Raw genomic sequence first — 14,208 nt, forward strand, 5'->3', positions numbered from 1 at the left:
TATCATAAAAAAGGAGAAGCTATGAAGAAAATAATTATACTTTCATTGTTGGTGTTTTTTAGTGCTGCACTCTTTGCTCAAAAAGATACCGTTGTTGTCCCAGGATATTACGAAGCGCAGCAATACGGTACTTTAAATGATGCAATTGAGAAGGCAATTAACGAAGGAACCATCAACAATACGGTCTTCAAATTGAATCCATACGAGGTATATGTTCTAAGCCGTAGTATTTTTTTGGATAAGGGACAAAACCTCGAGATAGTTGCTCCCAAACCGGGGAATACTCAGGAATCTGCTCCTCCCCAGATTGTATGGACAGAGGAGGGAATCGACAGAGCTTACCTTATTCAGAGTTATGGGGATATAGTAATGAAAAATGTCTGGGTAAGGTATGCAGACTTTCTTGGTAATAAAGTAAGCAGTTCGATTGTATTTGAAAACCAGGAAGATGCGAACGACCCAGAAGTTGGAATATTCGATGGTTGTATCTTTGACTATGCCGGTATTGGCGCAGAAGCTGGAGGTGCTATAACTGTTAAGGCTAACCATTTCGTGGGGAAATTTTACAACTCATACTGGAGAAATAATTCAGATAACCACTTCAGATATTATGGCCGTGCAATTTCATTCCCATATCAGAGCTCGGGCTGGCATTATGATACGTTGTTGTTTGAAAACTGTTCGTTTACAAACCTGAGCCGAATTATTATGCAGGAAGGGAATGAATACAGTGACAATGTTTACATTAACCACTGTACACTTCTAAATTCAGTTGAATGGGTTTTCCAATCTGCTGGCTGGTTAAGAAATGCAGCTATTACAAATTCGTTGTTTGTTAATCCCATGATGATTGGATACAGAGCAGTCGACGTTTGTCCGGAAGGAATGACATATGATGACTTTAAAAACGGATTGTGTAATTCCCCGGGTGGTGGTTTAATTAACGGTCTTACTCCTGTTGATTCGTTCGGATTTGCAGTTGATTTTACCGACTTCGACAGGAAATTATTTATCGGGAACGTTGCATACTTGTATCAGGATTTTTATCTAAAATGGTTTACAGAAGCTCCATCTGCTAAAGAAAGAATTCGAAATAGAGAGTCCGATCTGATTTATAATCCTTCACCAATGCTGGGACAGGATGAAATTGATTTTATCGACTCTGTTGATGCCGAAGGTAATAAAGTTTTCAAAACAATGAATGTAGATTGGGAAACAATTTATTCTGAGGATCCACAGTTTATTGAACCAGCTACAAACCAGGAAGCACTGCTTACATTCATGGATTACAAATGGAGCAATAATGCAGATATTGACTGGTCATATCGACCTGATGCAGGTTTCAATCAGACATGGCCGCTGCCAGAAAACTTAGCTTATACAAACGAAAAATATAAAACTGCTGCAATGGGTGGTTTCCCCTTAGGCGATCTGAACTGGTTCCCGGATATAAAACCTGCATGGGAAGCTCAACGCGATCAGGAATGGAAGATAATTAATAATTGGTTAAATTATGGTTCACCCAATCCAGTTAGTGTTCGTGAACTTAATGGCAAAGTTCCTACTGAATATAGACTGAAACAAAATTATCCCAATCCATTTAATCCAACTACAAATATCGAATACTCTGTTCCTAAAGAAGGATATGTATCGATCAAGATATTTAATGTGCTTGGTCAGCAAATTGCAACTTTATTCGAAGGTAATCAGAAAGCTGGCAATTACGTAATAACATTCGATGCATCAAATTTGCCCAGCGGTGTTTATCTGTATAGCTTAGAAACTGATAATATTACATTGACTAAAAAATTAATGTTAATGAAATAATTAATTACCGTATTCGTCAGGTAAATTTCTGACGAATACGGTTTTAATGAATGGGGTGATTGTTAATTGGTTACAAATAAATTCAACACAAAATAGGGAGGTGGAGTCGTGTTAAAAAATCTAAAACTTGTTTTATTATTGGTTGTATGGATAACGTCCGGGCTGATGGCTCAGGAAGTTGTCCTCTCAGACGAATTTGATAATGGCGACGGTATGTGGAACAGTGGCTGGATCGATCAGGCTTCTGCTACCGTAACGTTTTCAATCGACAATACCGGAAAACTTTCCGGTGCAAATTCCTACAAAGCTGAAATTGTTAAAGGCGGTGTAGAAATGTGGCGCATTCAGCGTGTGGCTAATTTGCCATTGCTACCCGGTTATCAATATACTCTATCTTTTATGGCTGTTGCCACTAAGAATACCGCAATTAATGCTCTCTTCGAAATTCAAGGATCTCCTTATACTAAGCGCCTTGATGATACTGCTTATGTAACTACTACTCCTCAAACTTTTACCTTTACAATGGTTTCAAATGAAAGTGTACCCACTAATCAAGTTAAGTTTATGTTCGGAGGTGCACAAAATAACAACAGTACTATCTGGATTGACAATATAGTTGTTACCCGTACAGCCGATCCCGATTTAGTAACACTCTGGGGTTCAACTCCCAGCCGTGGAGCAGGTTGGCCAATTCTCAATAGAGAAGATACCCCTGCAGGAGAAGGTGCTATGGGAGCTGACGGCCCACCACCAACATGGGCAACAATTAGAGGCGGATTTGGAAAAGTACTCGAAGCAAGTTTAGATCAAGCTGTAGTTGTAACAGGTAAGTTTGAATATGTTGGAGATGGACCCGGTGCGAGCTACATCGGTTTGCGATATGCATTAACATATTGGGACAACGAAGGTGAATTAGCTAATCGATTTACCGATTCAGCAAGATGGACTGGAACCGGTGTTCATTACGGATACGAATTTACTCCTCGTTCAGGAACCACCGATATGGCTAACGGTGCAGGAGGAGCAGGAACTGTATGGACAGTTAATGGCGGCAGTGGGTGGAACAGTACCTGGAGTAACAACGGGAAACCGATTGCAGCCGTTGAACAGAAGCCTCTTCGTGCCATTATTGAAGGCGGAGTCTATGACTTTGCTATTTCTGTACGACCTTTGGCAGACGGCACAAACGAAATCCGCTGGTATATGTATCATGTCGATAAAAAATACTGGTTCGGCGGCACTGTTATCGATTCTGCTAAGGTAAGTACTAAGTTCAATGGAATTTGTTTTGGTATTGGAGATGGAATTACAACAAATATGACCGCCTTTAAATTAACTGGCGTAAAAGCAAGATTAGGCTCACCCATAGAAGTTCCCGAAGCACCATGGCAGGCTTATTATCTTCAGGACTGGGGTACAACAGCTCAAGGAAAATATTGGAAGATTAGAAACGATGAAAATACTTTAGTAGGTGATGCATTAATTTCCGGTGATGGCTCTCCAATCAATGGAGCAGGTTGGGCAACCGTGCAGGGTGGTTTCGGGCAGGATCTCGAACTTAAAACAGACAAAGCTTTAATTGTAACCGGTGAACTGGAATTCGTAGGAACAGAGGGGGGCGGAAGCAGTTATACTCCAATACGTTATGCAATTACATATATGGAAAACGCTCAACTCGAAAATCCATTAACAGATTCAGCCGCTTGGGTTGGCGGTAAGTATTGGGGTTACGGTTTCCATCCACGTACCGGTGTAGGAACTATGTCAAATGGAGCCGGTGGTAGTGGAACTGTATGGACAATAAATAATGGTAACTGGAATAGTACGTGGAGCAATAATGGTAAAACAATTGCAGCTATTGAACAGGCTCCTCGAAATGCAGAAATTATCCCGGGTATTTATAAATTTGCTTTCTCATTAAGAAAAGTTGATGCCACCCATAATGAAATTAGATGGTATCTTATAGAAAAGAACAATAAATATTGGTTCGGTGGTAATATTATAGACACAGCCACAACAGATAAATTTAATAGTATCTGTTTCGGTGTCAATACTGGTGATTGGACTGAATTTAAAGTCCTTGCAGCAAAAGTAGATTATGGTGAACCGATAGTTGTTCCAGAAGCTCCGTGGCAACCGTTCTACGTTGAGTACTGGGGAACTACAAATCGTGGTAAAGGTTGGCCAATCCTCGTTGACTCAAATACTATCGTTGGCGATGCAGCTATGGGTGCAGATGGGCCACCTGCAACCTGGGCAACGATTAGAGGTGGATTCGGGACAACAATTGAAGCCACGACAAGCAAAGCAATTATCGTATCAGGACAATTTGAATATGTAGGCGATGGACCGGGTGAAAGTTACGTAGGATTACGTTATGCATTGACATATTGGGATAATGAAGGCCAATTAATAAATCGTTTTACACCTCAAGCTGAATGGACAGGTACTGGCGTCCATTACGGCTATGAATTTACTCCTCGTTCTGGAACTACCGATATGGCAAATGGAGCTGGTGGTGCTGGTACTATCTGGACAATTAATGGTGGTACAGGATGGAACAGCACCTGGAGCAATAATGGGGGTCCAATCGCTGCCATTGAACAGGCTCCGGCACGAGCTGTTATTGTAGGTGGTGTTTATGACTTTGCTATTTCTGTGCAACCATTACCAGACGGTACAAATGAAATTCGCTGGTACATGTACCATAAAGATAAAAAATATTGGTTCGGTGGTACTGTAATTGACACTGCTCAGGTTACTACTAAATTCAATGGTATCTGCTTTGGCATTGGTGATGGAATACAAACTGCAATGAAAGAGTTCAGATTAATTGCAGTAAAAGTTGATAAAGGAAATCCAATTACTGTTCCGGAAGCACCATGGCAGAAATTCTATGTAGGCGATTGGGGATTCATCGGCAAGAGAACCGGCGGCTGGACATTAGAACCGGTAGAATTAATTGGTAATGCAACTATGTCTGGAGCAAGAAAGCCATTTGGATGGGCTGCCCTAAGAGGTAAATTCCCGATAGATGTACAGGCTAAAGTCGACAAAGCTTTAGTAGTTACAGGAAAGATGGAACTTGTAGGTGGCGGTTTCGAAGGTTGGTCCTCACTAAGAATGGGATTGTTCTATCAGAATGCTGGAAAACTTGTTACTACAGAAAACGGAATGGAATGGAATGGCTCTGAATCTGGTGCATCGGGCTATCTGGTTATTCCACACAGTGGTGGCAACGATTTAACAGCATGGGGTGAAGGAAACGATCAAATGGGCACAGTAGGTGCAATTATTAACGGTACATGGCTCAATACTAACGAAGCAGGAGATTATGTTCTGGCAGATACACGTCAAAAACCTGCAGGTGCTGTCGCTACAGAAGGTATGTACAATTTTGCATTCTCAATTGCACCTAAAGAAAATGGAAATGTTGAATTCCGTTATTATATCTACAAGGAAGATGGTTCATATAAATTCGGTGGAATTGTAGTGGACGACAAAACGCCGATTTCAAAGATCAATAGCTTTAATATTGCACTAAATAATCTGGCAAGTGCAACAAAATTAAATCTCTATGATGTTTTGGTCGATCTGGGTGCTCCAATTGAAATTCCTGATTCCGTCGTCTCCGTAGAAACATTCTCTTCTACAATTCCGACAGATTATTCACTCGGACAAAATTACCCGAATCCTTTCAACCCAACAACCAACATCGAATTTGCATTGCCACAAAGTAGCGATGTTAAATTGGTTGTTTATGACGCTTTGGGCAAAGAAGTAGCTCAACTTGTTAACGGACACATGAATGCTGGTTATCACAGAGTTACTTTCAATGCTTCGAATCTCGCATCAGGCGTCTACTTCTACACAATCAAAGCTGGCGATTTCTATAGCGTGAAGAAGTTGATGCTAATTAAATAATTGCTCCATTTGGGGTCCTAAACAGCCCGCCATGAGCGGGCTGTTTATTATTATTTTCTGCTGAATTTATTAGTCGATAAGCAATTGATCATACTAGTAAACTACACATTACTTATAGGCTTCTACTTAAAGACGAGCGGGCTCTAATTTATTATGAAATCAAGTGTATACAAGATAGCATTATTGGCATTGCTGTTGGTAAGTAATTTTATTTTTTCTGAAAGCGAGACAGAAAATTTAAAATATGTAAGAGAAAAAATATTGCTCAATAACGATTGGAGATTTTATAAGTATGAAGCGATTGAAAATGCAGATAGTTTGATATATGATATACGACCTGCTATTAAAGAATACAAAGATGATAATCCTGCAGATGCGATTCCAACCGAAGCAGCTAAGATTGAATCGCCTAAGTCAGTCTTGAAGTTCTGGATATTACCTACGGGAAATGAATTCCTTTATGACAATTCGAAACATTATAAAAGACCAGACGGTAATCCAGGTAAAGATTTCCCCTTTGTACAGTTAAATTATGACGATAGTAATTGGGAAAAAATAAATTTACCCCACGATTGGGCAATTAAAGGGCCATTTCTGGAAGGGGAGGACGCCGAAGTTGGAGGCGGCATGGGGCGTTTGCCAATTCATGGTGTGGCATGGTACAGAAAAAAAATTTTCATTCCCCATTCCGATTCGGCCAAGCAAATTTATCTCGATATCGACGGTGCGATGTCGTATGCAATGGTCTGGATTAATGGTTATCTTGCTGGAGGCTGGCCTTACGGTTACAATTCATTCAGAATCAACGTGACCCCATACATCGATTTTGGCAAAGATAATATTATAGCAATTCGACTGGATAACCCACCAAAATCGTCTCGTTGGTATCCAGGCGCTGGTATCTATCGTAATGTCTGGCTGGTTAAAACTAATCGCATCCATATTGCACACTGGGGCACATTTATTACAACCAACTATATCAATAAAAACAGAGCTGAAGTAGATATCAGAACGAAAATCGACAATAACTCGAATGAAAAAGTTTATATCGATATTATCCATGAAATTTATGCAGTAAATCGCTCGGGATATAAAATTGACAGCCTTATTGCCAGTTCAGTAATTAGAAAGGTAGAAATCGAACCGAATACCAGTCATATAGATAAAAGTAGCATTAAAATTAATAATCCCAAATTGTGGGGTGTACCGCCGACACAAACGCCCAATCTCTATCTGTCGGAAATTAAATTACTAAAGGATGGAAAACTGATAGATAATTACTCGACAAAATTTGGAATTCGCAAACTTGAATTTAATCCCGAAAAAGGGATACTTCTCAATGATGAATTAATTAAAATTAAAGGTGCCAATCTGCATCACGATTTAGGTCCTTTAGGAGCAGCATTTAACATAAGAGCTGCCGAGCGTCAATTAGAATTACTGAGAGAAATGGGATGTAATGCAATTCGATTTGCTCATAATCCTCCTGCGCCAGAATTTCTCGATTTAACGGATAGAATGGGATTCTTAGTTGTAGATGAAATATTTGATGTGTGGGAACGCAAGAAAACACCTCTCGATTTCCACTTGATTTTTCCAGAATGGCATGAACAGGATTTGCGAGCTTTTGTTCGCAGGGATAGAAATCATCCCTCAATTATTATGTGGAGTTTCGGTAATGAAGTAGGTGAACAATATACCGACAAAGAAGGTGCCGCCCTTGCAAAACATTTGTATGATATTATTAAACAGGAAGACTCCACAAGACCGGCAACTGCTTCGATGAATTATGCCAAACCGTACATGCCATTTCCGGAAGTGATGGATGTAATTAGTCTAAATTATCAAGGAGAAGGAATCCGTAATGCACCGGCTTATGCACATTTGCAGGGGATTAAGACTGAACCTTTGTATGAAGAATTTCATAAAAAATTTCCAGACAAAGTAATTCTTAGCAGCGAGAATGCAGCAGCTTTAAGCAGTCGGGGCACATATTTATTTCCTGTATACGATGGTATTAGTTCGCCTGTAAGCGACTCGCAGGGAGGCGATCCAGACAAAAAATATGTCAGCGCTTATGAACTTTATACGGCTGATTTCGGATCGTCGGCAGATAAAGTATTTGCTACACTCGACAGGCATCCATTTGTTGCAGGTGGCTTCGTATGGAGCGGATGGGACTATCTCGGTGAACCCACTCCTTATTACAAGGCTCGTAGCTCATACTTTGGCGTGATCGACCTTGCCGGTTTCAAAAAAGATCGCTTCTATTTATATCAATCTTACTGGCGCCCTGATTATCCGATGGCTCACATTCTACCTCACTGGAACTGGCACGATAGAGTTGGTAAAGTAACACCTGTCCACATTTTTACATCGGGTGACGAAGCAGAACTATTCTTAAATGGAAAATCCTTAGGAAAAAAGAAAAAAGGAAAATTTGAATATCGATTACGATGGGACGAAGTTATTTATGAACCGGGTGAATTAAAAGTTTTGACTTATAAAAACGGCAAACCGTGGGCAACCGATAGCGTAAAAACTACACTTCAACCTGCGAAAGTGGAATTGATCCCGGATCGACGAATAATCAAAGCCGACGGTAAAGACCTTTCGTTTGTAACAGTTAAAATTACAGACGAAAACGGACTGCTTGTACCTGACGCTGCTAATACAATTAACTTAGAGATCGAAGGACCTGCTGAAATTATTGCTACCGATAATGGCGACCCGACCTGTATGATTCCATTTCCATCAAAAAGCAGGAACGCTTTTAATGGACTTCTGCTGGTTATAGTCAGATCGATTGAAGGAACCAAAGGCAATGCAATTTTGAAAGCTTATTCCGAAGGGTTGCAAGCAGGAAGTACTGTTATAAGTATCGAATAAAATTTTATGCTAAATAATAATGATAATTTGAAAGCTTACATTCTTGTAACAATTCAGTAAGCAAACATTTATATGAATAATTAAAGGAGGGGTAATGAAAAAATCCAACATTAACGAGGGCTTAAGCTCTTCAAGACGAGAGTTTATTAAAAAAAGTAGTATTGCTTTTGCAGGTTTGTTTACAATTCCTTATTTGAAACCGTCAGGTATTTTTGCATATGATTTGAATAAACGTACCACTTTATCAACTGTTGCAATCACAAATACATTGAATACTCCAGCTGACAATTATGTATATGATGATGTCAATGGTGGAGTTAAACAGAAAATGCAATACTTGTTTGAACAATTAGGTGGTGTTTCAGATTTATTCAGCACCGATAAAAAGGTTGTAATTAAGATTAACCTTACAGGCGGTTCTGGAAGTGCCACCAACGACAAATTAAAAGGCGCATCAATCGAAGAAGCAATGTGGAGCCATTCAACTGTAGTGAGAGCTGCAACAGAATTAATTATTGATTCGGGAGTATCACCCAGTAACATTTTTATAGTTGAAAGTCTCGGGAGCTACGATTCATTTGATAACCCGGTATTTGAGGGATATCGATCTATAGAAAAAGACTTAGGCTGTCGATTGGTTGATATTAGCAAGGGAAATTTTATCGACGTTTCTACGGGTGACGGCTATTATAATTTCCCGAGTTTCAAGATGAATGAAATAGTTATTAATAACGATGTATATGTATCGATTGGAAAGCTAAAGCAGCATGCAGAAGCAGGAATTACATTAGCAATTAAGAACCAGATTGGTTCGGTACCGCAGGTGGATTATACAACGCCACAGATCCAGTACAGGCGACAGGCGATCCATAGCCCTACGAATGGTTCCTCAGCAGTATTTTTACCCCGCGCAGTGTGCGATTTATATTCAGCGCGGCCTGTCGACTTTTCTATTGGTGATGGAATTAAAAATGCAATAGGCGGAGAAGGCGTCTGGAATCCGAATTTTGCACCCTACGCCAGCCATGTATTATTTGCAGGAAAGGATCCAGTGGCTACCGACACGATAGCTGCTCATTTGATGGGACTTAATCCAGAAGCTGCAAAACTTAAGTTGCCGGCAAAAAACAGCTATGGCGATACTGAATGCGATAATTATCTTGATCTTCTCTACAAAAAGGGAATTGGGACCAACCGCCTGAGCGAAATTAATTTAGTTGGCGACGGGAAAGATTTAATTACAAGCGTGGAGAAAAATAAGAATCTGGAAAAGCCTTCCGATTTTAAATTATGCGCAAATTATCCAAATCCATTCAATCCTTCTACTATGATTGTATTTTACTTGCCGCGGAATGAGTATATAAAATTAAAAGTATACGACATAACCGGCAGAGAAATCGAAACTATAATTGAAGGTGAGGTACCTGCAGGCGAACACCGACTGCAATGGAACGCAACAGGACTGGCAAGCGGTGTTTATATCAGTCGACTGGAAACTAATGGTTACAGTCAATCAATTAAAATGATCTATCAAAAATAACTTTAACATGAAGAGAAATATGAAAAACTTTATGCTTACAAATATTGTCCTGATTTTTATCTTTCTGATAACGACAGCAAACCATGTCGTGCCACAAATCATAATTGATACAAATGCAACGGTTGAAGAAATTGTAACAGATATTGAACAGCCTGAAGGTCCCGTCTGGAAGGAAGGCATTGGTTTGCTTTTTTCTGATATTAAAGGGAATAAAATCTACAGATGGACCCCAGAAAATGGCAAGGAGATTTATCTGGACCCATCGGATAGTACAAACGGATTGACTTATGACCTTGAAGGCAGACTGGTAGCAGGACAGATGGGAAAAAGGAGAATAGTGCGTTTTGAAAATGATGGTACTCAAACTCCGCTGGCAGACAGATATGAGGGGAAACGTTTCAATAGTCCAAATGATCTGGTAGTAAGATCCGACGGTTCGATATTTTTTACCGATCCCGATTTCAATATTCCTGGAGGGCTCCGAAATAAAGAATTGACATTTAATGGTATTTACAGGATTAGTCCTCAAGGCAACGTTCGGCTTCTGGATAAACTCGAACTTCCCAACGGCATCTGTTTTTCTCCAGATGAAAAAAAATTATATGTAAATGATTCGAGAGTACATAAGATTTATGTATGGGATGTTGTAGATGATTCGATTATTACAAATAAAAAACTTTTTTTTACAATTCCTGTCAATGGATATGCTGATGGAATGAAAGTCGATGAAAATGGTAATCTTTATGTTACCTGTTCATCTTTTGTCTGGATAATTTCTCCTGGGGCAGAACTAATCGGAAAAATTCATTTACCCTCAAATATCTCAGCGTCAAATTGTACCTGGGGCGAAGATGATAATAAAACTTTATTTATAACCGCTGGACATTCGGTATTCAAGGTACGACCAATCATTACTTCAAATGAAAACAACGGACAATCGATTCCTAAGGAATATGAATTGTTTCAGAATTTTCCAAATCCTTTTAATCCATCTACAAAGATATCGTATGTAATCCCTGTCGATTCTCATGTTACAATAAAATTATATGACGACATGGGAAGAGAAGTAGTTACACTGGAAAATTCGAAAAAACCTGCTGGTACTCATACGTTAATTTTTAACGCAAAAAGATTGCCCAGCGGAGTTTATTATTACAAACTAATCGCAGAAGATTACACGGCTTCAAAAAAATTACTTTTACTAAAATGATTTGTATGCAAAGGCTTCAATCATCTAAAGGGGAGACTCGCCCTATGAAAAAACTTAGCTTTACTCTTTCTATGACTCTCTTTTACATATTATTTCACAATTATTTATTTGCGCAGAATAACGAATCTAATAATTATTATTTTGTTAATTGGGAAGAAAGGAAATCGGTAACATTAAGCTGTAAAAATTCTACGGATGAAGAATTTGTAAATTGGAAATGTGTCAATAATAATGGAGTTATAATAAAGAATCCTTCTGATTATAAAACTGAAGTTGAATTACCCCGCCCTGGATATTACCTATTTAACTATACATTAAAGAAGAACGAATTAATTGACAGCAATTATGTGATTGTTAATGTTTACAAGTACGGCTCGTACACGGAAAGACTGAATGACCTGATAGCGTTAATGACCTTAGATGAAAAGATCAAGCAATTGACAAATCAAGCAGATTCAATTCCCCGACTCGGTTTAAGAGCCTATAACTACTGGAATGAAGCATTACACGGTGTACTGGCAAAAGGTGCTACATCGTTTCCTCAATCAATTGCAATGGGGGCAACGTGGGATCCTGAACTTGTTTACAGTGTAGCATCGGCAATATCCGACGAAGCCCGAGCTTTGAATCGTTTATACGGAAAAGGCTTGACGTATTGGAGCCCTACAATCAACATAGCAAGGGATCCAAGATGGGGCAGAAATGAAGAATCCTACAGCGAGGATCCATATTTATTATCCAGAATGGGAGTGGCATTTATTAGAGGCATGCAAGGAAGCCATCCCTATTACTTAAAAACCGTTGCAACTCCAAAACATTTCATTGCAAATAATGAAGAAGAAAGAAGGCACACCGGCTCGTCGGACGTTGACATGAGAAGCCTTTACGAATATTATTTGCCCGCCTTTAAAAATGCAATCACTGAAGGAAAAGCTTTCTCTATAATGGGTGCCTACAACGAATTGAATCAAGTACCGAGTAATGCCAATATATTTTTGATGACCGACCTTTTAAGACGTGACTGGGGATTTGAGGGATATGTTGTATCCGATTGCGGTGCTATTTATGATATGATTTATGGACATAAATTTTTTAAAACAGGCGCTGAAGCAGTTGCTCGCAGTATCCTTGCAGGATGCGATTTAAACTGTGGTCAGGCATATCGTGAATTTATCAAAGATGCAATCGACGAAGGTCTTCTATATGAAAAAGATATCGATAAAGCATTATATAGAGTGCTCTCTGCCCGTTTCAGATTGGGTGAATTTGACCCACCGGAAATTGTTCCTTATTCATCGATCGGGAAAGATTATTTAGACAGCGAAGAAAACAGAGCACTGGCTCTAAAAGCTGCACACAAATCGATTGTCCTCCTTAAAAACAATGGTATATTACCAATTAATAAAAACAAAATAAAATCGATTGCCGTAATTGGACCTAACGCTAGCGAAGCTCAATTAGGCATCTATAGCGGGTTCCCTAATATCCTGGTAAGTCCATTAGAAGGAATTAAAAACAAAGCGGATTCTATGAATATTAAAGTCAACTATGTTCAGGGATGCGACATCGGCGGTGGTTTACTGAGACCAATTGAGTCTCAATATTTCGGTATAATTGAAAAAAATGGTAGTAAAGGTTTGCTTGGCGAATATTACGACAATATGAATCTGGAAGGTAAGCCTGTTTTTACAAGAGTCGATTCCATGGTTAATTTTTCATTCGGAATAAACTCACCTGCAGATGGCGTACCTTCCGATAAATTTTCAGTAAGATGGAGAGGTACTATAATTCCACCGGACACGATCAACTATATTGGAACGAGCTGTGACGATGGCGTTAGATTATTTATCGATAATAAATTAATCATAGATGACTGGAAAGAACACGGTGAAAAACCAATTGCAGCAAAAGTAAAATTACTGCCTGGTAAAAAATATGATGTAGTATTAGAATACTTCGATAATTCACTGGGAGCAACTGCCAGATTAACCTGGGATCTTGGACAGAAAGATTTTGAAAGTGCCAAGAAAATAGCTGCCAGAAGCGATTTAGTTGTATTAGTTGTGGGAATAACTCCCGGTATATCACAGGAAGAACTCGACAGAAAAACAATTGAACTGCCATCCGTCCAACAGGAATTAATTAAACAAGTGGCCGAAGTCAATCCAAACATTGTTTTAGTGCTTGTAAACGGAGGACCGATTGCTCTGGCAGGAACGGAAAAATATGCCAGAGCTATTGTCGAAAACTGGTATAATGGAGAATTCGGAGGACAGGCGCTTGCCGATGTTCTTTTCGGAGATTATAATCCTGGGGGAAAATTACCTCAAACTTTTTATGCTTCCACAGAACAATTACCACCGATGTCTGACTATGATATAATTAATAATCCCAGAACCTATATGTACCTGGAAGAACCGGTTTTATTTCCATTTGGGCACGGTCTGTCGTATACTACATTTGAGTATGATAGTCTTAATATTTTTCACAAAAATCTAAGCGAAAGTGACACTCTTACAATCGAATTCTCTCTAAAGAACACTGGCGTATATGAAGGAGATGAAGTAGTGCAGGTCTATGTCCGTTCTACAGATGCAAAGTTTAAGACACCTCGTAAACAATTGAAAAGATTTCAGCGAATTACACTTAAGCCTGGAGAATGTCAAAAGTTACATTTTAGTATTCCTGTCTCGGAATTTTCATTTTACAGTACTTACGAAAACAATTTTGTGGTTCAAAAAGGCTTCTGGAAAATACTTATTGGGAGCTCTTCCGAAGATATTCGTCTAAGTGATGAAATAATTATAAAATAAAAGTT

6 protein-coding genes are annotated in these 14,208 nt (G+C 39.1%); all 6 read left to right on the forward strand.

Translation table 11 applies throughout. The features are described 5' to 3' along the window. Positions 1 to 21 precede the first annotated feature (21 nt). The 6 genes from ACUN8G_RS01235 to ACUN8G_RS01260 all read left to right on the forward strand — a co-directional run bounded on the left by ACUN8G_RS01235 (position 22) and on the right by ACUN8G_RS01260 (position 14,203). On the forward strand, positions 22 to 1,827 hold the full coding sequence (locus tag ACUN8G_RS01235; RefSeq protein ID WP_437346980.1) for a T9SS type A sorting domain-containing protein: 1,806 nt from the start codon (positions 22 to 24) through the stop codon (positions 1,825 to 1,827). Between the two features lie 108 nt (positions 1,828 to 1,935). Then, complete coding sequence (locus ACUN8G_RS01240; protein WP_437346981.1) at positions 1,936 to 5,751, forward strand: T9SS type A sorting domain-containing protein; 3,816 nt, start codon at positions 1,936 to 1,938, stop codon at positions 5,749 to 5,751. Positions 5,752 to 5,904: 153 nt separating this feature from the next. Next, positions 5,905 to 8,640 carry a beta-galactosidase GalB gene (gene galB / locus ACUN8G_RS01245; RefSeq protein WP_437346982.1) on the forward strand — a complete coding sequence of 912 codons (2,736 nt, stop codon included), beginning with the start codon at positions 5,905 to 5,907 and terminating at the stop codon, positions 8,638 to 8,640. A gap of 94 nt (positions 8,641 to 8,734) precedes the next feature. After that, positions 8,735 to 10,180, forward strand: coding sequence for a DUF362 domain-containing protein (locus tag ACUN8G_RS01250; RefSeq protein ID WP_437346983.1), 1,446 nt, complete (start codon positions 8,735 to 8,737; stop codon positions 10,178 to 10,180). 19 nt (positions 10,181 to 10,199) lie between these two features. Further along, positions 10,200 to 11,390 (forward strand): SMP-30/gluconolactonase/LRE family protein, encoded by a 1,191-nt coding sequence (locus tag ACUN8G_RS01255; protein WP_437346984.1) that lies wholly within the window; start codon positions 10,200 to 10,202, stop codon positions 11,388 to 11,390. A gap of 44 nt (positions 11,391 to 11,434) precedes the next feature. Continuing rightward, positions 11,435 to 14,203, forward strand: a complete 2,769-nt coding sequence (locus tag ACUN8G_RS01260) for a beta-glucosidase (protein ID WP_437346985.1) — start codon at positions 11,435 to 11,437, stop codon at positions 14,201 to 14,203. Positions 14,204 to 14,208: the final 5 nt, after the last annotated feature.

This window comes from Melioribacter sulfuriphilus (assembly GCF_052656625.1).

Bases quoted from the DNA above. Each gene is read 5' to 3' on its own strand.
- ACUN8G_RS01235 (WP_437346980.1), top strand. From the start codon at position 22: ATGAAGAAAATAATTATACTTTCATTGTTGGTGTTTTTTAGTGCTGCA.
- galB (WP_437346982.1), top strand. From the start codon at position 5,905: ATGAAATCAAGTGTATACAAGATAGCATTATTGGCATTGCTGTTGGTA.
- ACUN8G_RS01250 (WP_437346983.1), top strand. From the start codon at position 8,735: ATGAAAAAATCCAACATTAACGAGGGCTTAAGCTCTTCAAGACGAGAG.
- ACUN8G_RS01255 (WP_437346984.1), top strand. From the start codon at position 10,200: ATGAAAAACTTTATGCTTACAAATATTGTCCTGATTTTTATCTTTCTG.
- ACUN8G_RS01260 (WP_437346985.1), top strand. From the start codon at position 11,435: ATGAAAAAACTTAGCTTTACTCTTTCTATGACTCTCTTTTACATATTA.